Annotated in this window: 16 protein-coding genes; 11 read left to right on the top strand and 5 right to left on the bottom strand. The window is 61.0% G+C overall.

Annotation, left to right across the window (positions count from 1 at the left end):
* The first annotated feature begins 28 nt into the window (after positions 1 to 28).
* The 3 genes from purD (at position 29) to PGR6_RS02945 (ending at position 4877) form a co-directional block, all read left to right on the top strand.
* Entirely contained in the window at positions 29 to 1324 is a 1296-nt protein-coding gene (gene purD, locus PGR6_RS02955) for a phosphoribosylamine--glycine ligase (RefSeq protein ID WP_064616059.1), read from the top strand.
* Between the two features lie 99 nt (positions 1325 to 1423).
* Positions 1424 to 4198 carry a hybrid sensor histidine kinase/response regulator gene (locus tag PGR6_RS02950; RefSeq protein WP_018928427.1) on the top strand — a complete coding sequence of 925 codons (2775 nt, stop codon included), beginning with the start codon at positions 1424 to 1426 and terminating at the stop codon, positions 4196 to 4198.
* Positions 4199 to 4280: 82 nt separating this feature from the next.
* The gene (locus PGR6_RS02945) at positions 4281 to 4877 is read left to right on the top strand and encodes a MarC family protein (protein WP_018928428.1); all 597 of its coding nucleotides are present in this window, start codon (positions 4281 to 4283) and stop codon (positions 4875 to 4877) included.
* A 119-nt stretch (positions 4878 to 4996) separates the two neighbouring features.
* On the opposite strand, the gene PGR6_RS02940 is transcribed toward PGR6_RS02945, so the two are convergent.
* The 5 genes from PGR6_RS02940 to cobG all read right to left on the bottom strand — a co-directional run bounded on the left by PGR6_RS02940 (position 4997) and on the right by cobG (position 16891).
* Complete coding sequence (locus tag PGR6_RS02940) at positions 4997 to 12064, bottom strand: TcdA/TcdB pore-forming domain-containing protein (RefSeq protein WP_064616058.1); 7068 nt, start codon at positions 12062 to 12064, stop codon at positions 4997 to 4999.
* 475 nt (positions 12065 to 12539) lie between these two features.
* Positions 12540 to 14240, bottom strand: a complete 1701-nt coding sequence (gene cobJ, locus PGR6_RS02935; protein WP_064616057.1) for a precorrin-3B C(17)-methyltransferase — start codon at positions 14238 to 14240, stop codon at positions 12540 to 12542.
* Positions 14240 to 14971, bottom strand: a complete 732-nt coding sequence (locus PGR6_RS02930; RefSeq protein WP_018928431.1) for a precorrin-2 C(20)-methyltransferase — start codon at positions 14969 to 14971, stop codon at positions 14240 to 14242. The genes cobJ and PGR6_RS02930 overlap by 1 nt, the downstream gene beginning before the upstream one ends.
* On the bottom strand, positions 14971 to 15597 hold the full coding sequence (locus PGR6_RS02925; protein WP_007937188.1) for a precorrin-8X methylmutase: 627 nt from the start codon (positions 15595 to 15597) through the stop codon (positions 14971 to 14973). The genes PGR6_RS02930 and PGR6_RS02925 overlap by 1 nt, the downstream gene beginning before the upstream one ends.
* Positions 15590 to 16891 carry a precorrin-3B synthase gene (gene cobG / locus PGR6_RS02920; RefSeq protein WP_064616056.1) on the bottom strand — a complete coding sequence of 434 codons (1302 nt, stop codon included), beginning with the start codon at positions 16889 to 16891 and terminating at the stop codon, positions 15590 to 15592. Before cobG ends, PGR6_RS02925 begins: the two co-directional genes overlap by 8 nt.
* A gap of 143 nt (positions 16892 to 17034) precedes the next feature.
* Between cobG and PGR6_RS02915 the strand changes: the two genes are divergently transcribed.
* The 8 genes from PGR6_RS02915 (at position 17035) to PGR6_RS02880 (ending at position 24288) form a co-directional block, all read left to right on the top strand.
* Complete coding sequence (locus PGR6_RS02915) at positions 17035 to 18246, top strand: bifunctional cobalt-precorrin-7 (C(5))-methyltransferase/cobalt-precorrin-6B (C(15))-methyltransferase (RefSeq protein ID WP_064616055.1); 1212 nt, start codon at positions 17035 to 17037, stop codon at positions 18244 to 18246.
* Positions 18239 to 19336: a cobalt-precorrin-5B (C(1))-methyltransferase gene (locus tag PGR6_RS02910; RefSeq protein WP_064616054.1), complete on the top strand. Its 1098-nt coding sequence runs from the start codon at positions 18239 to 18241 to the stop codon at positions 19334 to 19336. The genes PGR6_RS02915 and PGR6_RS02910 overlap by 8 nt, the downstream gene beginning before the upstream one ends.
* A complete protein-coding gene (locus PGR6_RS02905; protein WP_064616053.1) occupies positions 19333 to 20055 on the top strand; it encodes a cobalt-precorrin-6A reductase in 723 nt (240 codons plus the stop codon). The genes PGR6_RS02910 and PGR6_RS02905 overlap by 4 nt, the downstream gene beginning before the upstream one ends.
* A 253-nt stretch (positions 20056 to 20308) precedes the next feature.
* Complete coding sequence (locus PGR6_RS02900; protein ID WP_018928436.1) at positions 20309 to 20620, top strand: hypothetical protein; 312 nt, start codon at positions 20309 to 20311, stop codon at positions 20618 to 20620.
* A 48-nt stretch (positions 20621 to 20668) separates the two neighbouring features.
* Positions 20669 to 21067, top strand: a complete 399-nt coding sequence (locus tag PGR6_RS02895; RefSeq protein WP_019582256.1) for a DUF2946 domain-containing protein — start codon at positions 20669 to 20671, stop codon at positions 21065 to 21067.
* 48 nt (positions 21068 to 21115) lie between these two features.
* Entirely contained in the window at positions 21116 to 21595 is a 480-nt protein-coding gene (locus PGR6_RS02890) for a copper chaperone PCu(A)C (protein WP_028940139.1), read from the top strand.
* 21 nt (positions 21596 to 21616) lie between these two features.
* Positions 21617 to 22084 (top strand): DUF2946 domain-containing protein, encoded by a 468-nt coding sequence (locus tag PGR6_RS02885; protein WP_064616052.1) that lies wholly within the window; start codon positions 21617 to 21619, stop codon positions 22082 to 22084.
* Between the two features lie 74 nt (positions 22085 to 22158).
* Entirely contained in the window at positions 22159 to 24288 is a 2130-nt protein-coding gene (locus PGR6_RS02880; RefSeq protein WP_442963842.1) for a TonB-dependent copper receptor, read from the top strand.
* Positions 24289 to 24407 lie beyond the last annotated feature (119 nt).

Raw genomic sequence — 24407 nt, 5'->3', positions numbered from 1 at the left:
AGAATTAGCGTCATCCGAGGTTTTTGAAATGAATGTTTTGATCATTGGCAGCGGTGGCCGTGAACACGCCCTGGCCTGGAAAGTGGCTCAGGATCCGCGCGTGCAGAAAGTGTTCGTTGCCCCGGGCAACGCAGGCACCGCCATTGAAGCCAAGTGCGAGAACGTCGCCATCGACGTGCTGGCCCTCGAGCAGCTTGCAGATTTCGCGGAGAAAAACGTTTCCCTCACCATCGTCGGCCCGGAAGTGCCGCTGGTTGCAGGCGTTGTCGACCTGTTCCGCTCCCGTGGCCTGGATTGCTTCGGCCCGACCGCAGGTGCCGCGCAACTGGAAGGTTCGAAAGCCTTCACCAAGGATTTCCTGGCGCGTCACAAGATCCCGACCGCCGACTACCAGAACTTCACCGAGATCGAGCCGGCCCTGGCTTATCTGCGTGAAAAAGGCGCACCGATCGTGATCAAGGCCGATGGCCTGGCCGCCGGCAAAGGCGTGATCGTGGCCATGACATTGGCTGAAGCTGAAGACGCGGTGCGCGACATGCTCGCTGGCAACGCGTTTGGCGATGCCGGCTCCCGCGTGGTCATCGAGGAGTTCCTGGACGGCGAAGAAGCCAGCTTCATCGTCATGGTCGACGGCAAGAACGTGCTGCCGATGGCCACCAGCCAGGACCACAAACGCGTCGGCGACGGCGACACCGGTCCGAACACCGGCGGCATGGGCGCCTACTCCCCGGCACCGGTCGTCACCGCCGAAGTCCATCAGCGGGTCATGGACCTGGTGATCTGGCCAACCGTGCGCGGCATGGCCGAGGAAGGCAATGTTTACACCGGTTTCCTCTATGCCGGCTTGATGATCGACAAGGCTGGTAACCCAAAAGTTATCGAGTTCAACTGCCGTTTCGGCGATCCTGAGACCCAACCGGTGATGCTGCGTTTGCAGTCGAGCCTGGTGTTGCTGGTCGAAGCGGCCCTGGCGCAAGCGCTGGACAAGGTCGAAGCACAGTGGGATCCACGTCCGAGCGTCGGTATCGTATTGGCCGCTGGCGGTTACCCGGGTGACTACGCCAAAGGCGTTGCCATCAACGGTCTGGATGCAGCCGCGGCACTGGAAGGCAAAGTCTTCCACGCTGGCACTGCACTCAAGGACGGTCAGGTGGTGACGGCCGGTGGTCGGGTACTGTGCGCAACCGCCATGGGCACCAGCGTCGACACAGCCCAGCAGCAGGCTTACAAACTGGCGGCTAAAATCGACTGGGAAGGCTGCTTCTATCGTAAGGACATTGGCTACCGTGCCATTGCCCGCGAGCGTGGCGAAAATCAGGAATAAGCCATCCATTCGGCCAGGCAAGGGCTTGCAGCCCTTGCCGGACTATTCCGGCGCCGCGCATAGTTATATTCTGGCATCAACCTACGAAGGGATTTCGCCGTGCGCTGGCTCAGGATTGCCATAGGCTTCACCGTCACTCTGCTGACCTTGCTCTGCATGCTCCCGGCCCAGGCCTCGCAAGGCAGTGGCTGGGCGGTATTGCTCGACGAACAGGGCGATCTGCAGCTGAGCGACATCCGCTCCGGCCGCTACACCAATCAATTCAGCCCCGTTGAACTCGACCGCCTCACCGCAGCCGGGCCTGACGGTGCGCTGTGGCTGCGTTTCAGGCTGGCACCCGGCAAACACGAACAGTTGCTGAGGGTGTTCGCTCCCGACCTGTCGCACCTCAATCTGTATGTGCTCGATGGCGACCAGCTGATCGATCAATTGAATACCGGCACCGGGCAGCCTCAGGCTGAGCGCCCCCTGCCCGGCAACGACTTCATGTTGCCGCTGCCGCAAAGCGACAAAACCCTCGACGTCTATATGCGACTGGTCTCCGAACACCAGTTTCGGCCTTACATCACCCTGCAATCGGCGGTCATGAGCGCAGCCACTCAGAACCAGACGTTGATCTACGGTCTGCTCTTTGGCTGTCTCGGGATGCTGATCCTGCATAACCTGACCCGCTACACCTACACCCGCTCGCGCAGCAGCCTCTGGCTGGCAGCGTGCGAAGGGTTGTTGCTGCTCAGCTTGGTGCTGCTGCTGAACCTGGCCCGACCATGGTTGCCGAACTGGTCCGTCGTACAAACACCCGGTGCCTATCTTGCCTTGCTGCTGACCGCACCTTGCGGCCTGATGTTCGCCTACCGTTTTTTCGCCCCGCTCGGCCCGCACCCGCTGAACAAGCTGCTGCTGGGGGACATCCTGTTCATCGTGGCCTGCGGCCTGCTGCTGTTGTTCGTCAACACCCTGCCGCTGAACCTGATCACGTACGCACTGGTTGCCCTGGCCGGCCTGAGCATGTTGTTCGTCAGCGCCCATCACTGGCAAAAAGGTTATCGCCCGGCTCGCCTGTTCGTGGCGGCCATGGTGGTGTTCAACCTTGGCACGTTGATTATCCTGCCGGCGCTGCAGGGGCTGACCCTTGTCGCCCCGCAAGGCCTGATCATCACCCTGCTGGTGTTTATCTGTATCAGTGGCCTGTTGATGAGTGTGGCCCTGGGCGAGCGACAGCGTAGCATCACCGAAGACCGTTTCAGCGTCAGTCGCGACCTGGCTGCCAGCAATGCCGAAATAAACGCCAAAGCTGAATTCCTGGCGAAAATCAGCCACGAAATCCGCACCCCGATGAATGGTGTGCTGGGCATGACCGAACTGCTGCTGGGCACACCGCTGTCGGTCAAGCAGCGCGACTATGTGCAAACCATCCATAGCGCCGGCAACGAACTGCTGACACTGATCAACGAAATTCTCGACATCTCCAAGCTCGAGTCCGGACAGATCGAGCTGGACGATGTGCAGTTCGACCTCAATGCCCTGATCGAAGACTGCCTGAGCATCTTCCGCGCCAAGGCCGAACAACAGAACATCGAGCTGATCAGCTTTATCCAGCCACAGGTACCGCGCGTCATCAGCGGCGATCCGACGCGCCTGCGCCAGACCCTGCTGAGCCTGCTGGAAAACGCCCTGAAGAAAACCGACGAAGGCGAGATTCTGATCGTTGTCGCCCTGGATGAACGCAGCGCCAAACCGCGGCTGCGCATCGCCGTGCAGGACAGCGGCCAGCCGATGGAGGCTGAAGAGCGCGACGCACTGATGCACGCCGAGCTGCACAGCAAGCATTTCCTCTCGGCCACCAGCCTGGGGGGCAATCTGGGGCTGGTGATTGCCCGTCAGCTGATCCGTTTGATGCAGGGCGAATTCGGCATCAAGAGCGGCGCCAACCAAGGCAGCACATTGTGGCTGACCCTGCCACTGGACCCGGACCGTCTCGAGCATCCGACCTCGGACCTGGACAGTCCGTTGCAAGGCGCACGCGTACTGGTCGTGGACGACAACGACACCTGTCGCAAGGTGCTGGTGCAGCAGTGCAGCGCCTGGGGCCTGAACGTCAGCGCCGTACCGTCCGGCAAGGAGGCCCTGGCGCTGCTGCGCACCAAGGCCCACCTGCGCGATTATTTCGACGTGGTCCTGCTGGACCAGAACATGCCCGGTATGACCGGCATGCAACTGGCCGCCAAGATCAAGGAAGACCCGAGCCTGAACCACGACATTCTGCTGATCATGCTCACCGGCATCAGCAACGCGCCGAGCAAGATCATCGCGCGCAACTCCGGGATCAAGCGCATCCTCGCCAAGCCAGTGGCCGGCTACACCCTCAAGACCACCCTGGCGGACGAACTGAACCAGCGCAACAACGGCCCGGCGACCTCGCAGCACCTGCCCACCGGCCCTACCCTTCCGGTCAAGGTGCCCAGCGACTTCCGCATCCTGGTGGCCGAAGACAACAGCATCTCGACCAAGGTCATCCGCGGCATGCTGGGCAAGCTCAACCTGCAACCGGATACCGCCAGCAATGGCGAAGAAGCCTTGGTGGCAATGAAGGCCCAGCGTTACGACCTGGTGCTGATGGACTGCGAAATGCCAATCCTTGACGGCTTCTCCGCCACCCAGCAATTGCGTGCCTGGGAAGTCGGCAACCAGCGGATTCGCACCCCCGTGGTGGCGTTGACCGCGCACATCCTCGCCGAGCACAAAGAGCGCGCGCGTCAGGCCGGCATGGACGGGCACATGGCCAAACCGGTCGAGCTGTCGCAGTTGCGCGACCTGATCGAGCATTGGGTTGCCCAGCGCGATCATCAGAATCGTACGGCTTCGACGTTCTGAGCAATCTCCCGTCGCGCGCCGACAACTTTCTAAACCGGCTGATAGACTCCGCTCCAACAATCTCCTGCCGCGAGCCGACATTATGCTCCACGTGTTATTCAGCGTTTATCTGAAGATGCTGGTGCTCTACAGCCCGTTCTTCGTGTTGTCCTGTTTCATCAGTCTGAGCCGCGGTTATTCGCGCAAGGAACAACGTCGCCTGGCCTGGAAAGTGGCAATTGCCACACTGGTTTCCAGCGTCTTGCTGTACCTGTTCGGGAGGGTGATATTTGACGTGTTCGGCATTACCGTGGATGCATTTCGCATCGGCGCCGGCAGCGTGCTATTCATCTCGGCGCTGGGCATGGCCCAGGGTAAGTCGGTGGTGCAAACCGACAACGTGCAGCAAGACGTGACCATCGTCCCGCTGACCATCCCCCTGACCGTCGGCCCGGGCACCATCGGTGCGCTGTTGGTGATGGGTGTCAGCCAACCGCACTGGGACGACAAACTCACCGCGATCCTCAGCATTGCCCTGGCCAGTTTCACGGTGGGGGTGGTGCTTTACTTGTCGAACCGTATCGAGCGGATTCTTGGCGATCAGGGCCTGCAAATCGTCAGTCGCTTGATGGGACTTTTTGTCTGTGCGCTGGCAGCACAGATCATCTTTACCGGCGTAAAAGGCTATCTGGTGCCCTGATAGGCGAACAACTCCGTCATCCCGTGAACGTGGTGATCGCCACACCGACCCCATCATGTCAAAGGCCGCGAACGGAATCGTTCGCGGCCTTTTTTCATGAACCCGGCGCCAGTCGCTGCTTATCCTGCGACTGCCGGCTCCGCCAACAACTCCTGCAGCGTTGCACTGCCGTTTTTTTCTTTCCTGTCGCGCAACCGCGCCACGAACATCGATACCGGATGGGATTGCAGCTTTTCAAACGCTAGGAATACATCACCGCGCAATGCCGGGTCGACGGAACACACATCACGGAAGATCAGACTGTGCTCACTGTCCGGGTCAACGATGACCAGATGTTCCTGAACAATCTCGAACAGCAATCTTTGCGGATCATCGAAGGCCCAGATCAATTTGCCTGGAATGGCCGGCACTTCACCCAGTGCGTGCCGGCAGTCGACGATGACTGAGTCGAGCCTCAGCCAGACAGCCTTCGTCAGGTGATAAGTCACGGCACCCTGCCCCAATCGCAGAATCAACGTATTGACGTCATCGGGAATCAGCGGCAGGAGATCACCCAGGGTCTTTTCTCCTTCGACAACCAGCACTTCGGCGTTGCGCTGGACATAATCGAACGGCCCGATGCTTCGCCTGTCCGGATACACACGCACCCGTCCTTCCCGGGCCTCATGCAGCAACACATTGACCCGGCCTTGAGTGCCCAGCAGCGAATAATCTGCGGGCAGATCCTTACCGGTAATCCGGATCAACCGGGCGCTTTGGACGGCATACCACTGCAAGCTGCCGGGTTCGGACTCCACAGATACAAATTCGGCATGTTCCGTCGTTTCCAGTAACGCCTGGAGACTTTCGATCAAGTGTTCGCCATGGGCGCTCACCCAGTCGTGGCTGACGCCAGTGATGATCTCCACCTCTTGATGGCGGAGTTCGAGCAGTACGCCGTCAACGGTTGTCCCACGCAAGCCGGCGCCCTCGATGGTCACGTCGGCAAAACGCCAATCCGCCCACTCTGGTTGATGAGCCGGCAACCTGTCGCCCAGTAACAATCGCGAGCCCGTGCCGAATGCCTGATCAAGTTGCTGCGGATCGATGAACGTCTGATTCCAGATTTCACCGCTGGACAGATCGAACAGCCAGACCGCCTGATTGTCCGGGGTAACGCCAAGCAGGCGAATTTCCTTGTCGAGTCCCGGATCGCACAGCACCAGGCGGTTACTCACATACCAGGCACCCACGTTGCCGTTATCGGCGAAATTGCGCAGGCCGACAATGGCAATATTTTTGCCTGGGTAACGCTCGGCAATCGGCTCCAGCGCCTGCCACCACTGGGCGCGGCCGTTGAGCCACTGCTCGCTCAGGCCGCCCAGCTGCACCTCGCCTTGCGCGGTCAGGTTGAAAAACAGCCCCTCCTCATCGAGTGCCACATAGCCGCTCTCGACGGCCACGACCTGCTTGAGCCCGGCGGGCTGCACCCATTGGTGGGTCCATTGCCCCTTGCCCTCTGTCACGGTCCGTTGCAGTCGGCAAAGGGTCTGGGCGAGCCGGTCGTAAATGAAGAATATGTCGCTGTCGTCGGCCATCGGCAACAGCATCAGATCGTTCAGGTGCTTGATCGAATCGGCCCAGCCACGCGTGTGTTGAGGTCGGGGCAGCGGATGAATGAGCAACTGATCGCGACTGCGAACCCACGCCATGTCTCGCCGATCCGGGTCAAACTTCCAACAGATCGAAACGTAAGGCGCCGGCTGCCAGTCGACCGTTGTGAAACCGTCCCGCTCAGGAACAGGATTGAAAGACACATACTTGCCGAACACCGATGACCAGTCGGCCAGCGTTTCGCTGGCAAACACCAACGCCTGCAGTTCCCGCGCCATATCGTGAGTCACGGAACTCAACAGCAATCGACCTTCATGAATCAGGTAACGGTACTGCCTGGCGGCCTGATTGCCCGTGACGTACTCCTGCACGACATGAATCACACCATGAGCATCCGCTTCGATACTGCGAATGGAGCCTTTGCTGTCCTCTAGCAGTAAGCGATAGCGATTCTTGAGCAAGCCTGTGGCGGCATCGACTTGCCAGATCTGGTGGCCCTCCGGTTGGTAGAAATAAGCAGAACCCTCGACCACCATCGACAGCTGCGCCTCGTCGGCCTCAAGGACGGTCTCGTTGCGGATATACAGGAAACGATCTTCAGCGCAGTCATACCAGGCATTGGTGTAACGGGGCTCGTCCGGCGCCTCGTACGGAATCAGGTAACGATGGATCTGCGTGTACGGCAATACCAGTCGATGCTCCTGCGCGAGGCCTTTGTAGTGCGCCAGCAATGCCTGTTCATCGAGTCCTTCAGGCGCTGTCTGCTGGAGAATGTCCAATTGGCGTTTGCCAGGGTCAACGCTGAACGACTGTTTATCCGCCACCTGGATCAGCACCTCATGACGACCTTTGCCGGAAATTTTCACATGGACAGTACCGATGTACAGTTCGCCGTAAGGCTCGATGCGGATGTCACTTTCACTCGCCCAGCTTGCCTGCAACACCCAGCGGCATTGCTTCAGGCTTGGAGAGACAAGACGGATACTTGCACCGGGATTGAGCATCAATGAACAGCTCCCCCCCGCGCCTGTCAGCTCATACGACAGCTTGCCGTGCCAGGCATCCGGCAAAACGGGGACCACCAGTGAACGATCCACCGCATCCAGTTGCACCTCGATGACTGTTTCGCGATACACCGGATTCAGGCGGTGGAGGATGTAATGCGACGGAAAGGAATAGAACGTAAACAGAAATAGCCGCTGACCATCCGCTTGCTTTTTTTCAAGGCGCCGGGCCGTGTCAAAACCAGGGTCGTGAAATGCGGAGGCGAACGGCAGCGCCTTGTACTCATAGCCGTAAAAGGTTTGCGGTGTGCATGGCAGCACAATGGCTTGCCCTGTGGGCGGTGCAAATTCTTTTTGACCGGGCAGGTTCAATTCCTGGCGGATATTGATCGCTCGCGTGTAATCAACATCGAAACCCGGCACTCCAAAGTGGTCGTGCAGTGGAAACAGCTTCGGGCTGTCGAGCAGCAACTTGCCAGCACCCAGATCTATGCGCTGGACGATCAGCGAAGGCCGCACGACCCAGGCGCCAACGGTGTGATCGAACCGGTAGCCGTGCGAGCGATACCCCCGATCCATGTCGTCGAAGAACTTGCCGACCTCCTCGGCGTCTCGCAAGATGCTGGCAAACCCTTGGGCCAGTGCAGCAACACCAATGGCCAGGCCACCAAGAATCACCCCGGCGCCACCGAGCACCGCAGCGGCGGTCGATGCGCCGGCCAGTCCTGCACCGATACCACCTGCCGTGAGCGCCAGGCTGGCGGTATCGAATGTCAATTGGGTACCGAACTGGGCCTTCTCGACTTCGTTTTGCGCCGTCGACAACTGATAAATATCAAAGCCGACATTGGCCAGCCCCAATACGGCGCCGACGCCTTCACCGGCTGCATGCCCCAAAGCTTCGCCGACGACCGGAGCGCAAGTACGAGCGATGATTTTCTCTTCTCTCAACGCGGTGCGAACCAACTGCACCAGGCCAACCACATCCACGACAGTGCCATGCACCAACTGGGCATAGTTGACGTAAGCGTGCAGGCGCACGGCGGTGGTCAATGTCCGGCCCTCCCCTTCCCGTCCACGCAACGCGTTCATCAACGCCTGAATGGCGAACCCTGCGTTGAGGGTGTGAACACTGCCGATCTCGGTCGGATCCACGACACCGCCCGTCTCGACCGGTTTACGCGCCAGGGTCGAAAACTGTTCCGACAGCCAATTCTTGATCCGCAACAGACGGTGATCGCCGCTGATCACCTGAACCTCGTGTTCCGGGTCTGACGGATTGATCAGACTCACCCGATATTTACCCTCGGGCGTAATTTCCAGCGTTTCGAACAACGGCACCAGCGGCGTTACCGACGCATGCAACTCCTGCAAACCGACGCTGGCGTGTGCGATCTGCTGTCCCCACCAGTGGCTATCGAGCTCCAGCAAACTGCTGCCCAGATGCCAATTGTTGACCAGCGATTGCCCACGGGCACTGTTCAGGCGCTGGCGAATCGGACGCAGCGGTGCTCCCGGCAACGGTTCGGACTTCAGTAGCTGCTCCACGGCAAATCCGGCAGACAGCTTCAAGTCAGACACCTTTTCCCCATGCAGGTCAATCAGGTCAAACTCCGGCCGGGCTTGCGAACCATAGGCCGCGTAATGCCGTGCCATGCCTTGCTTCAGAAAAAAGTATTCCAGCGCCCGCTTGAACATGGCCGGTTGTTCGAATTCGAACAACGCGAAGTTGGGGTCGTAAAAATGATAAGTGGTGTGATCGCCCTCTACGGTCTTGGCCACCAGCATCGAATGATTGTCGGAGTTAAGCATCAGTGCGCGGCTGCCTTCATGTTGCTCGAGAGCGGCAGTGACCTGATCCAGGTCCGCGCGGTCAAGCGGTGCCCCTACATCGTTCAATTGCACATCCCGCAGCTCTTCCAGCGCTTGAAGGAAGGTTGCCGAATCAGCTTGCTCGGGATCGATGGCGGACAGATAGAAACGTTCACGCAACTGCCGAGAGGCCACGTCGTCCTGCAGCAGTGCCGCGCTCATCACCAGGGCCAACGGGTAGCACCGGCCGCCAACCGCCTCGCCACCGCTGCGCAGTAGCAGATCCTGGGGAACCAGTTTGATGCTGCTGGCTTCGATCTCGTCGAGTATCTGCCCCACCTTCTCGACGATCTGCATGCGATGTTCAAGGGTCGCCACTTGCTGGATTTGCGCCACATGGCGCCCCCACTGGCCCGCCGTCCGCGCCTGTGTCAATGCAGCCTTTTTCAGTTCAAGTGCGCTGCCGGCCGCCCTCGGCGCCGGTTCTGAATCACTGTTCAGACTGGCGATGAATCCCGGTGCCTCGCGCTTGTACAGTTGCCGCTCAATGACGGCGTAACGGCCTGAAGCGCCCTGCCCGACCATGCTGTTGGCCAGATTGTCCAGCTCACCGGTGAACTCCACAAAGCGTTGGTTATGCAGTGAGTCCATCCCCAACAACACCCCCAGCGACAGCCTCTGCAAGGGGGTCGTCTCGACGAAGTGACGGGTGCCATTGGCGATGTCGCTCAGCACTTCATCGACACCCGGGTTGTGGCTTTTCCCATCGTTCAGGAAAGCAGGGGCTTGCGATTCGAGGGGCTGATTACGAATGGCCTGGCGATCATCAAAACTCAGCGGCAGTGGATCTTCGAAGCGGATAGCGCCAGTGTGTCCCCGACTCATCGCCGCCATGAACGGCTCGCCCAGCCCTTCGACCAAACGCTCCAGCACGTGGGTCAGCAGCACCGGCCGCTCTTCGATCACCGGCCAGCCCTGCTCGAACTCAATCGTCGGGCCTTTGAGCAATTGCGCGATATCGCCGCTGTAACGGGTCTTGTATTGGCCTTCCTGCCAGCGTTTCTGCTCATTACTGACCCATTTATCAGGGTCGGTTTCATTGTCCTTCCAGGAATGGTCCAGTTCTTCTTCGGTCGCGCGGTTGACCGACGTGTAGCGCGCAATGGCGGCCTCCTTGCGCACGGCCTCAGCCACCGAGGGGGTAAAGTGGGCTCTTGCGTAATCGGCCATGCCATCACGCACGGCTCCAGGGCCGGTCAGGTAGATAGTCCCTTCGCTCTGAAGCCGAATGCCGTCGCGAAAGTAGGTCGCAATGGCATCGATCAGAAACCCTGCAAATATTTCCTCTTCCATCGACAGCTCAATCAGCGGCCCATACGTTCCTTCCACCACTTCCTGCACCAGCGGTGCCATGGCATCAACATCGCTCAAAGCAACGCCTCGTCGGGCGGCCAACCGGTTCGAAGCCTCAATCACCTCATAGTTGAACCGGAAACGCTCGAGCACGGTTTGCAGAATCGTCGAGCGGGGATGCGCCATCAGAAATGCATTCGTTATCGAACTGCCTTCCGACGCCGCTCGCAGCATAAAGGGTCGGGCCAACCGATCTGCCGGTGGCTGAAATACCTCACTCAGGCCCGGCCGGCTTTTTACAAAAGCCTCCAGTGCCGGCAAATGCTCAGGGGGAATCGTCTCGATGTAACTGGAGGATGCCCGACGCCCAGGCATCCATTCAGGATTGTCATTGAGCAATAACTGCAAAATCCCCAAATGCGCATCGGAACCCAAACCGTGGATATCGACTCCGCCCAGCGTTCTCGATAACGGCGGCAGGTTATCCACATCGGCATAGATGCCACCTTCGCCAAACAGAACTTCAACACGCACCACATCGGACGCCGCCGCCAGATTGCCGCGTAATCGCATTTCCTGTTCGTAGATGCCCTGTAATTGCAACGGCACCTCGGCCGCATCAAGATCGCGCAATTGGAAACCGTTCATGTCCTGCACACTGCGGTGATTGCTTTCCTTCAACGCTTGCAGCTTCGCCGCATCCTGGCCGTAGGCCCGAGTCAGCAAATCCATCCGTGCCTCATCGGCTGATTCACCGTTTGCCACTGCCGCATTGATGTGTGCGTACATCTGTTGCTTCAGAACAATAGCGCGCTCCTCGTACAGGGTTGCCAGTTCATCTTCGGAGATACTTTTGTCTGCGACCTGCGTCAGGGCATGCGCCTTGGCGGCGTCGACAATCAGTTTGTTGGTTTGATATGCCAGCAGCGCATCACTGTCATACCAGAGATTGAGGGTGTAGCCATGCTCGGCCAACACCTGTTTCCATAGGTTGAGGTAATCGCGCTGAATGGCGCCGAGACCGCCACCGAGCCAGACAAAATGCAACACCTTGGGAACTTCCGTCGCCACTGTGTTCATCTGCTCCACACTGAACCGAAGACGCGACTCATACCGTTCGACTTCGTCATGTATCTGCGATAGTTGCATCGCGGTGTCGTCAGCATTGCCCGGCGTCTGCGAATCAAGATTGCGTTTGACTCGCTTGTTGCCCAGCAACAGTGTCAGCGTGTGTTTGAATAACCCTAACGGTTCCAGCAGTCTTGGCGACTCCAGCAACCCCACACAGGCAAAGTAATAACGCAATAGTTCCTCGTAGTATGGACTGTCTTTATGCGACGACAATCCGCGTTCAAGATCCGCCAGTTTGAAAAGACTGACAAAATCAACATAACCATCCTTGTTTCGGCGTTCAATATCGTGCATGCGTATCCCGTTTACTGTTTCGGTTTAATTATCAACGAATAGGCCAGCCAATAAGCACAGACACTCAAACAACAGGGCATCTAAAGTCTTGGCCTGGAAGTTGAAAACTACGCCTTGAAACAGGCAAGCTCAAACAGGAAGAAATTCAATTAATTTCAATAAAGCAGAAACAAAAAAACTTAACAACACACTCTAACGACACCAAAAGTTACTTAACACACCACGAGCAAACATTAAACTACTGCCACTTCAAACAAACCTGTCACACACTCAACAATGCAAAATATTTAATATTTCCGAATAAATAAAACAAGACATTAGCGACAGAAAAAAGACCACAGGCAACCGCGCCAAATCCCATGACAGCCGCTGAAAAGGACGACACGTTCGAACGTGGAAAAAACCAACCCGACCACTGGGATTCCAGTGCTGTGAAGTGACGGAAAAGACTGCGGCCCCGAAGGGCCGCTGGATATCAGGACGCCGGTTTTTCACCGTACCAGCGTGGCGTATACACCCAATCGCCGCCCTCCGCGCGAGGGAACGCGCAGGTAGTGGAAGAGCCGACGAGCACCATGGTGCGCATGTCCACTTGATCCGGGGTCAACGCCCCCAAGGTGGTCGTGCGTAAGGTCTGTCCCGGTCGGCCGATATCCCGCCCCAGCACCACCGGCGTTTCAGGTTTGCGATGCTGCGCGACGATCTCCAGCGCACGCCCCAACTGCCATGGCCGTGAACGTGAGATCGGGTTATAGAACGCCAGGGCCAGGTCCGCTTCGGCGGCCAGGTCCAGACGCTTTTCGATGATCGACCACGGCTTGAGGTTGTCCGACAGGGACATCACGCAGAAGTCATGCCCCAGCGGCGCACCGGCCTGGGCAGCGGTGGCGAGCGACGCGGAGACGCCTGGCAGGATCTCCAGCTCGACAGTGTGCCAGGCCGGGTCACTCGACTCATGCAAGGCTTCGAGCACCGCCGCCGCCATCGCGAACACGCCCGGATCGCCTGAGGACACCACGATCACCGAACGACCCCGGGCCGCCAGTTCGAAGGCGTGGCGGGCACGCTGCATTTCTTCGCGGTTGTCGGTGCAATGCAGCACCTGATCCGCGCGGAAGGGACCGGCCATGCGCACGTAGGTTTCGTAGCCGAGCACATCGGTGGCCCGGGCCAATTCGGCCTTGACGGCCGGCACCATCAGTTCGGCGGCGCCCGGGCCGAGGCCGATCACGGCCAGACGCCCGCGTGGGCGGCCGACTTGCGTGAGGTCCAGTGGCTGTTCGGTCACGGCCACAGCCGCATTGTTTGCCGTTGCGATGATCGTCGCCTCGGGCACCGCGCTACGGGCCAACGCGCCGATATCGCTCGCCGGCGCGACAAAACGCAGCGGCACACCCAGCGCAACGGCCGCTTCATGCAACACCGGGTTGGCCATTTCAGTGTCAGGCGCCACCAGACAGGCCAGCGCCTGCACCGCGACGTTCGCCTGCTGTAACGCCGCGCGAACAGTGCTCGGCAAATCTGCGGCGGCGCCAATCGCCACCGCAACACTGCGCGGATAAATCACCAGCTCATTGGCACTTGCCTCACGGACGTTGCTGCCGACATGGATCGAACGCTGCGCCAGCGGATCTTCCACCAACTGCGCCTGCTCCAGCCACGGCGCCGCGCCTTCGATGCGCACGCTGTGCCCGGCGAGCAAATCAGAGACAAAACGCTTGCCCAGTTCCAGATCGCCAAGGGCGTAACCGCTTGGCGGATTGAGCAGGCAGGTGCCAAAGCGCAGTTCGCCGCTGGTGGTGATCGCCGCAGCGACCTGCAACCCGCTAGCGATCTCGCGCGCCATGACGTTCACTCCACCGAGGCCACCGAGCAAGGGCACCACCGCGCTACCGTCTTCGGCCACGGCCAGCACCGGCGGTTCGGCGCCCTTTTCCAGCAACAGCGCAGCCAGGGTGCGAATAACGATCCCCGCCGCGCACAGGGCAATGATCGGCGTGTCCTGCTGATACAGCTCGCGCAGGGTCGCGCCGAATTCGGGATAAGTGCGGTCGGCACCCTCGACCCGTCCGGCCAGGCCGTGGATCAACGCAGCCGGATACACCTGTTGAATGCGGCGGGCAGTGGCCAGACTGCCTTGACCGAGAATGACGATTGCGGGCGTGGAATGAGTCATCAGCCTTGCCACCGCTCGCCGGGAACGATGATCAGCGAGAAATACGGCGAGGACATCGGCTCGACCTGATCCAGCGGCACGATTTTCTGGTTGGCCATCGTCGCGCGCTCCACATACAGCGCACGCTCTGCCAGACCGAGTTCTTCGAGCACCTGACGGACCTTGGGAAAGTTGCGCCCCAGTTTCATGATCACTGCCGCATCGGCATCGGCCAGGCGACGCTTGAGGTCTTCGTGGGGCAGCACGCCGGACAACACCGACAGGCTCTGATTGCGATACACCAGCGGCGCACCGAGTACCGAGGCACCGCCGAGCATCGAGCAGACACCCGGCACGACTTCGGCTTCGTAACGCTCAGCCAGTCGATCGTGCAGGTACATGTAGGAGCCGTAGAAGAACGGATCGCCTTCGCAGATCACCGCCACATCACGGCCGGCGTCCAGATGCGCGGCGAGTTGTTCAGCGGCCGTATCGTAGAAATCGCTGATCACTTGTTCATACGACAACGGTGCCGGCAGCGCTTCGGTGGTCACCGGATAAACCAGCGGCAGCAGGGTTTGTGGATCTTGCAGATGCGCTTCGATGATGCCGAATGCATTGCCCTTCTTGCCCTTGGCGACGAAGTACGCCACCACCGGCGATTCGCGCAGCAGGCGCAAGGCTTTGACGGTAATCAGTTCCGGATCACCGGGGCCGACGCCCAGGCCAATCAAACGTCCAGGTTGCTGCATCATTCGATCTCCGTGGCGAGGGCATTGACGGCGGCGGCGGCCATGGCGCTACCGCCCAGCCGGCCTTGCATGATGACGAAAGGCACGCCACGGCTGTCTGCCGCGAGCATCGCCTTGGATTCGGCGGCGCCGACGAAGCCCACCGGGAAGCCGAGGATCAGCGCCGGCTTCGGCGCGCCGGCATCGAGCATTTCCAACAGATAAAACAGTGCGGTCGGTGCGTTGCCGATCACCACCACGCTGCCTTCCAGATGCGGGCGCCACAGCTCCAGCGCGGCGGCGGAACGGGTATTGCCCAACTCGCGGGCAAGCTCCGGCACGCTGTCGTCGCGCAGGGTGCAAATCACCGGGTTGTTGGCCGGCAAACGCGCGCGGGTCACGCCCTCGCTGACCATCCGCGCGTCGCACAGAATCGGCGCACCGGCCGCCAGCGCGTCGCGCCCGGCCTTGCCGGCGCCTTCGGAAAACTGCAGACCGTCGATGGCCTCGACCATGCCGCAGGCGTGGATCACCCGCACGGCGAGTTTCTCCAGATCGGCCGGAATACGCGCAAGGTTGGCCTCGGCGCGAATGATCGCGAAGGAGTTGCGATAGATCTCCTGACCGTCGCGGATGTAATCAAGCATCAAGGGGGCTCCGTGAGCAGGCGTCGAGCAAGGCTGCGACCGCTTCAATAGTAAGGTTGTGTGCGTGCAGGGCGCCGAAACCCGGCTGCCCTGCATCGCGAAAATAGAGGTCGTAGTGACCGGGGGCGACAGCCAGCAGCGTGACCGGTGCTACATGGGCCGCGGCGCAGGAACGCTGGCAGCCGGACAAATGCACTGCTTGATCGTGACGTTGCAACAGCGCGGCCAACTGCATGGCGTCGCTCTTGGTATCGGCCAGGCCCTTGCCACAGCCAGCGGAACCGGTGCAGGCGATCAACCGTGACACAGGCTGATCAGCGTCACATAGCAGGCCCAGTTGCTCCAGACGCCTAATCACTTCAGGCGCCCGCTCTTTTCGAACGTTGGGCAGCAACAGACTTTGCCATGGAGTGAAACGCAGACTCGCGTCGCCGAATTCGCACGCCAGTTGCGCCACGCCCCTGAGCATGACGGGATCGAGCCGCCCCAAAGGGGGGACGGCGCCGATATAGACGTGTTCGGCTTCACGTTGCGGATGAGCGCCGATGTGCAGAGTGTCCAGGTTCAGTGAACGCTGCCAATCGGCAATCGACTTCAAGGGCACACGCTCGGCCAGGCGAGCGAGAAACTCTGCGAGTGGATACTCGGCCAGCAAATGACGCATTCGTGTTTGATCCGGACGCGCCAGGTCGAGAAACAACTCCAGCACCGCTACCACCAGTGCGTGCCCCTGCTCGAGTGACACCGCGCCTGCGGGCCTGTCCGTAGGGCAACCCGCCAGACCGAACGCCAGCAGCAGCTCGCCGTTTCGCTCAGCAGCAGACAACCACAGATCATGCGGGTGCTCGAGCATCGCCAACGCCTCGCCGCCATCGAGTTGCACGGCAAACTTGGCGCTGAGCTCGTGGAAACGTTCGTGGCTTTGCAGCGTGGTGAGGATCTGCTCCGCCAGCGCATGCGTGTCGAAGAGCATGTGCCGGTCAACCCCGGCAGACGGGCTGAGCATCAGATTGCGCACATCGTCGCCCGCCGCGGTACGCGGCCCCAACCCTGCGGCGAGCAGGCTGTCGATCAAAGCCGTCTGCTCACTGCCAATCCCGCGAATCTGCAGGTTGGCCCGGTTGGTCGCCTCGATCACGCCCCCGGCAAACCGTTCGGCCGCGCTGGCCACCGCTTCAGCCTGGGCCGCGCTGATCGAGCCGCCGTTCAATTTGATCCGGCAGATGCCGCCATCCAGCGCCGGGACGATACGCAGCAACCCCGGGCAGGCCGAGGGGCGTAAGGCGGTAGACATCGGGCGTTCGTTCAAAGGGGCGACCGGCTGTGTGGGAAAGGCGCTTCGCGGGCGAAGGCGCGGTATTATGCCTGCTTTGTCCGACGGCATGAAAAGCCTGCCCGTCGGAACACCCCGTTTGAGGCATTTTTTGAGGACTGCAGATGTCGCCCTGGCTGACAGTAGTAGGTATCGGTGAAGACGGCTTCAAGGGGCTGGGCAAGAACGCCCGTCGCGCCCTGCTGGGCGCTTCGCGGATATTCGGCGGCCAACGGCAACTGGATTTGTTGCCCGTGTGCATTCACGGCGAGCGCCAGCTCTGGCCTAGTCCATTCTCCCTTGAACCCCTATTGGCGCTGCGGGGCGAGCCGGTTTGCGTGCTGGCCAGCGGCGACCCGATGTTCTTTGGCGTCGGTGCCAGCCTGGCGCGGCAACTACCCGGCGCAGAAATGCTGATCCTGCCCGCCCCATCCTCCGTGTCACTGGCGGCCGCTCGCCTGGGCTGGCCGTTGCAGGATGTGGTGACGCTGTCGGTGGTCGCCCGTCCCGTCGCGGCGCTCAACGCTCATTTGTTCAGTGGTGTGCGTTTGCTGGTGCTGAGCAACGACGGCCAGAGTCCAGCGGCCATTGCGGCGCTGCTGCGTGAGCGCGGTTTCGGGCCGAGTCGCCTGACCGTGCTGGAACATCTGGGCGGCGAAGCCGAACGGCGCATCGAGGGCGCTGCCAACGACTGGAGCGACCCGGCGATCGCCGATCTGAACCTGATCGCCATCGAATGCATCGCTGAACCCAACACACCGCGCCTGTCGCGCCTGGCCGGCCTGCCGGATTCGGCCTTCCAGCACGACGGCCAACTGACTAAACGCGACGTGCGCGCCATCACCCTTTCTCGCCTCGCCCCGATCCCCGGCGAACTGCTGTGGGACGTCGGCGCCGGCAGCGGCTCGATCGGCATCGAATGGATGCGCGCTCACCCGAGTTGCCGGGCGCTGGCCATCGAAGCGGATGAGGGACGGCAAGCGTTGATTGAACACAACCGCGATGCCCTGGGCGTTCCCGGCCTGCAATTGATTCGCGGCAGTGCGCCGCAAGCCCTGAGCGGACTCGAACGCCCGGACGCGATTTTCATCGGCGGTGGCGTCACTCGTGAGGGCGTGCTCGATACTTGCTGGGCGCAACTCAAACCCGGCGGCCGGTTGATCGCCAACGCTGTGACACTGCAAAGCGAAGTGACCTTGATGGCCTGGCGTGAACGGCATGGCGGTGAGCTGACCCGCATTCACGTCGCCCAGGCGCAACCGTTGGGCGAGTTCGATACCTGGCGTCAGGCGCTGCCGATTACCTTGCTGGACGTGACGAAACCCCTCGATGCGTGACGAAACCGCCGAACAACCCGCCCCGCTGCGCAGCGGCCTGACCACCGGCAGCTGCGCCACCGCCACCAGCCTCGCGGCCGCCCGCCTGCTGCTCGGCGGCGTGGAAGCGGACGCCGTCGAGATCATTCTGCCCAAAGGCAAACGGGTGCAAATGCGCCTGGAATTCTGTCGACTGACGGACGACGGCGCCGAAGCCGGAACGATCAAGGACGCCGGCGACGACCCCGACGTGACCCATGGCGCCCTGCTGTTTTCCCAGGTGCGCCTGCACAGCGAACCGGGCATCCGCTTCAGCGCCGGCCGTGGCGTCGGCACCGTCACCCGGCCCGGGCTGGTGCTGAACGTCGGCGAACCGGCGATCAACCCGGTACCGCGCAAGATGATCACTGATCACCTGACATTGCTGGCCGAGGAGCTGGATTACCAGGGCGGCTTCGAGGTCACAGTGAACGTCGAGGACGGCGAAGCCCTGGCGCTGAAAACCATGAACCCGCGGCTGGGCATTCTCGGCGGCTTGTCGATCCTCGGCACCAGCGGCATCGTCCGGCCATTCTCCTGCGCCGCCTACATTGCCTCGATCCACCAGGGCATCGACGTCGCCAAAACCAACGGTTACCTGCACATCGCCGCGTGCACTGGCAACGCCAGCGAAGACACCATGCGCCGGGTCTACGACTTGCCGGAAATCGCCCTGATCGAAATGGGCGACTTCGTCGGCGCGGTGCTCAAGCACTTGCGTAAAGTACCTGTGGAAAAACTCAGCCTGTGCGGCGGCTTCGGCAAGATCAGTAAACTGGCGGCCGGGCACATGGATTTGCACAGTCGGCATTCAAGCATCGACCTGCCGCAACTGGCCGAATGGGCCGCGGCGGTCGGTGCCGATGCGGCGTTGCAACAGGCGATCCGCGATGCCAATACCAGTCAACAAGCCTTGGCCATGGCCAGCGCCGCCGGGATCGCCCTCGGCGACGCGGTGTGCCAGCACGCCCTCGACTTTGCCCGCAGCGTGGTGCCGGCGCAGGTTCAGGTCGAAGTGTTCGCCATCGATCGCCAGGGCGGGATTGTCGGCCATGCGGGAGTTTTTCAATGAAGCGTGTGTTGTTGCTCGGCGGCGTCACTGAGGCCCTGGCCATCGCCCGAACCCTGGGGCCGGAGCACATCTATAGCCTGGCCGGTGTCGGTCGGGTGCCGACGGATCTGAACTGTCAGGTCCGCGTTGGCGGCTATGGCGGCGCCGAAGGTCTGGCGCAGTTCATTCGTGACGAAGGCATTGACCTGCTGCTGGATGCGACCCACCCCTACGCGGCCCGCATCAGCCACAACGCCGCCACCGCCGCGAAGTTGAGCGGCATTGCCTGTTGGGCCTTGCGCCGTCCGGCCTGGCAGCCACAAGCCGCAGATGACTGGCGCGAAGTCAGCGACTGGGGCGAGCTGATCGAAGCGCTGAAACCCTTTCGCCGACCGCTGTTCACCCTCGGTCGCGAGCCATTGCAGCACCTGCACGAAATCCCGTCGGAGCAATTCTGGACGTTGCGTGCACTGGACGTTTATCCGGGCAACGCGCGCTGCGAAGTGATCGGCGCCCGTGGGCCGTTTCTGATCGAGGACGAACGCGCGCTGTTCGAGCGGCGGCAGATCGATGTGCTGATCAGCAAGAACAGTGGCAGCACCGCCACCGAGCCGAAGCTGGAAGTGGCGCGGGAACGTGGAGTGCCGGTGCTGGTGTTGAAGCGGCCGGTGTTGCCGGGGGTTGAGCGGGAGTTTGGGGCGGTGACTGAGGTTTTAACGGCCCTCACACAAAACTGGTAGCAGCTGGCGAAGCCTGCGTTCGGCTGTGCAGCAGTCGTAAAATCAAACACCACGGTCTGCCAGGTTGACTGCGGCGCATGGGATCACGACCGCTACGCAGCCGAACGCAGCCTTCGGCAGCTGCTACAGAAAATGCGCAATCCCCTACATATCCATCGGACCTAACGCACAACATCATCCAAATCGACTGACTTGTGGGCTCACAACCCAACCCCCATATTTCAAGCCCCACCCATGTAACGGGAAATGGCGGATGACTGAAAAATTCACTCGCTTCGATATCACTGAGTTTCTCCTGACGTCTGCCGATATGTGGCACTACATCAAGGCCTGCGAAGAGGAAGACCCGGGCGATGGAAGCTTCAATCGTGTAGCGCTCAGAGATGTCAAACACACAATCCGGGCAAGAATCCAAAGTGACCCTCAATTCGCTCAGGCATTAAGAGTCGAAGTCGCTACACTCTTTCAAAACGGCGAGGCTGAGCTTGCACGCCGGCTGCTCGATATGCTGACTGACTCGCTGCGACACCACACCGCACGCGGTCTTTTTACTTATCGCCCCTGATCAGGCTAAATAGCCGCGCCTGATCGCCCACTCAAACGGATCTGTCCCATGTCCCGACAACGGCTCGCATTTGCCTGGATCGCCTGCTTTGCAGTGCTGTTCAACATGCTCGCCATGCCGATGTCCGGAGCGATGGCGCAAACGGCGAAATCGCCGGCCGAACAGTTGCTGTGGGGCAGTTTCTGCTCTTCCAGCGGCACGAAGCTGGTGGCGATTTCCCTGGGCGACATCGAGCAGAAAGCCCCGCAGAACGACGATCATTCCAACATGCAGCATTGCTGGTGTTGCTCGGGCTCCGCGCCGTTGGTGGCGTTGCCGGGGCATACGCCGCAGTTGTATTACGCGCGATTCGAGGCCAATCGAAGCGTGCCGCCGGCCACGCTCGACACACCGACACCGCGCCAGCAATGGCCGAGTCTCAACCCCCGCGCGTCCCCTCTGGTGTGATTCCTTCTCGCAATTGACCTGCGTTTTGAATCGTTCTGGAGAACTGCCATGTTGAACAAACTCATCGTCCTGGCTGCGTTGCTGCTGCCTGCCTGTTTTGCCAATGCCCACGAATACAAGGTTGGCGAACTTGAGATCGCCCATCCGTGGTCGCAGGAGTTGCCGCCCAACGCGCCCACCGTCGCGGCGTATTTCGTGATTCACAACAGCGGCAAAACCGCTGATCGGCTGCTCAGCGTCGGCTCGCCGATATCCGGCAAGGCCGAGTTGCACGAACATGTGATGCAAAATGATCTGATGAAAATGCAGCAAGTGCCCGACGTCGAAATCCCGGCTGGCGGCGAAGTCACCTTCGCCCCGATGGCGTACCACGTGATGCTGCTGGAGCTCAGAGACCGCAGCCTGTTGAGCGACGGCAAACGCTTCCCGCTGACCCTGCACTTCGAGAAGTCCGGTGATGTAACAGTCGAGGTCTCGGTGCAGAAAAAGGCGCCGGACAGCATGCAAGCGCACATGCACGCCCAGTAATCGCCCCCGTTGAAAACGCCTATGCGCCTGCATAGCGCCAGGCCATCCGTGCGCCGCCGTCAGTCAATGAGCCTGACCCGCGGCAGCTGGATCAGCCTGTTCGCCATGCTGATGATCTTTATCGGCCCGCTGATTTCTCAGTCGATGCCGATGGATTCGCGCGCGGCTGCTTCGAGCATGGCGATAGGCATGTCCATGAACATGTCGATGGACATGGGCTCGGACATGTCGGCGATGGAGCACGCCGACCACGACGCACAACCGGTTGCCGAACACTGCCGGCCGACAGCCGAACATCACGCGCTGTGGGAAAAATGCGGCTATTGCAGCCTGCTGTTCAATTGCCCAGCGCTCACCGGTGGCGCTTCATTCACCGCGTTCGACACCCCGCCCGCCACCACCTTCACCACACCCGCCACCCGCCTGGGCCACGCCCGGCAAACCTTCTTCCCTGGCGCCCGCACCCGCGCCCCGCCCATCGTCGCGTAAACACCCCCACCTCTGATCTCACACGGTTTAGAAGACAGCCGCAGGCTGCCGGCCGTGTCGTTTACGACTGTTCGATGGAAATTTTCATGTCCAGGTTTTCTGCTGACACACGTTTGGGCGCTGCCCAGGCTTTTTTTGCCCTGAACCCATCCCGCGTTCGCTTCAGGCACGCCACCGCTGCTCTTTGCGGCTTGTTGCTGACGCCAATGGTGCTGGCCGATGAACACGCCGGCCACACCGAAGAACTGAGCCCGACGGTGATCACCGCCATCGCGCCGAGCTCGCCGCTGACTGTCGTCACCAACCCCAAGGAGCCGCGCCAACCGGTGCCGGCCAGCGACGGTGGTGATTATCTGAAGACCATCCCCGGCTTCGCGCTGGTGCGCAACGGCGGCACCAACGGCGACCCGGTGCTGCGCGGCATGTTCGGTTCGCGCCTGAATATCCTCACCAACGGCAGCATGATGCTCGGCGCCTGCCCCGGCCGGATGGACGCGCCGACCTCGTACATCTCACCGGAAACCTACGACAAACTCACCGTGATCAAAGGCCCGCAAACCGTGCTCTGGGGCCCCGGCGCATCGGCCGGCACCATCCTGTTCGACCGGGAGCCGGAAAGCTTCGGCGAACTCGGCACCCGGGTGAATGCCAGCGTATTGGCCGGCTCCAACGGCCGCTTCGACAAAGTGGTGGACGCCGCCGCTGGCGGGCCGCTGGGTTACGTGCGCGTGATCGGCAACACCGCGCACTCCGATGACTACAAGGACGGCAACAACGACACCGTGCCCTCGCGCTACGACAAGTGGAACGGCGATGTTGCTGTCGGCTGGACGCCGAACGCCGACACCCTGCTGGAATTGACTGCCGGCAAGGGCGACGGCGAAGCCCGTTACGCCGGGCGCGGCATGGACGGTTCACAGTTCTTGCGCGAAAGCCTGGGCCTGCGCTTCGAGCAGTCGAACATCGGTGAGGTGCTGGATAAGGTCGAGGCGCAGGTCTACTACAACTACGCCGACCACGTGATGGACAACTACACCCTGCGCACGCCGTCCGGCACCGGGATGATGGCCGGCCCGATGGCTTCCAACGTCGACCGCCGGACTCTCGGCGCGCGGATCAAAGCCACCTGGCGCTGGGCCGATGTGCAATTGATCAGTGGCCTGGATGCGCAGACCAACGAGCACCGCCAACGCAGCGCCATGGGCGTCGACGCCTACAAGGATGTGCCGCGCAACAAGGACGCCGACTTCCACAACTACGGCGTGTTCAGCGAACTGACCTGGTACGCCGCCGACCGTGATCGGCTGATCACCGGCGCACGACTGGACCGTGCTTCGGCCAAGGATTATCGGCAGACCATCGGCTCCGGGATGATGGCCCGCCCCAACCCGACCGCCGACGACACCCGCGCCGACACCCTGCCCAGCGGTTTCGTGCGTTACGAGCATGACCTGGCCGACAGCCCGACCACGCTGTATGCGGGCCTCGGCCATGCCCAGCGTTTCCCGGATTACTGGGAGCTGTTTTCACCCAAGTCCGGCCCTGCCGGTTCGGTGAATGCGTTCGACGCGATCAAGCCGGAGAAAACCACCCAGCTCGACTTCGGCCTGCAATACAAGACCGCCGACCTCGAAGCCTGGGCCTCGGGATATGTCGGGCAGGTGCGTGACTACATCCTGTTCAACTACACGCCGGGAATGATGGGCATGACCTCGCAAGCCGAGAACATCGACGCGCGAATCATGGGCGGCGAACTCGGTGCAGCCTACAAACTGACGGCCAACTGGAAAGCCGATGCGACCCTGGCCTATGCCTGGGGCAAGAACAGCAGCGACGGCACTGCCCTGCCGCAAATGCCACCGCTGGATGCACGTTTCGGCCTGACCTACAGCGAAGACAACTGGAGCGCCGGCGCCTTGTGGCGGGTGGTCGCGGCGCAAAACCGCATCGACCGGAACAAGGGCAACGTGGTCGGCAAAGACTTCGACAAAAGCTCGGGGTTCGGCGTGTTCTCGCTCAACGGCGCGTACCGGATCAACAAGAACTGGAAGGTCAGCAGCGGCGTCGACAACTTGTTCGGCAAGGCCTACGCCGAACACCTGAACCTGGCCGGTAACGCCGGTTTCGGCTTCCCGGCCAATGATCCGCAAGCCATCAACGAACCGGGGCGCACGCTCTGGACCAAGGTCGACATGAGCTTCTAAGAGCATCGCGGGCGAGCCTCGCTCCTACAGGGTTTGTGTCGGATGTGGTTATTGCGAACAACCTGAACCTGTAGGAGCGAGGCTTGCCCGCGAACGACTGCGCAGCAGTCACCAGACAA

This window comes from Pseudomonas sp. GR 6-02 (genome assembly GCF_001655615.1).
In the GTDB taxonomy this organism is placed as follows: domain Bacteria; phylum Pseudomonadota; class Gammaproteobacteria; order Pseudomonadales; family Pseudomonadaceae; genus Aquipseudomonas.
Note: the sequence above shows the minus strand (reverse complement) of the source record. Positions and strands in the feature narration are given on the sequence as shown.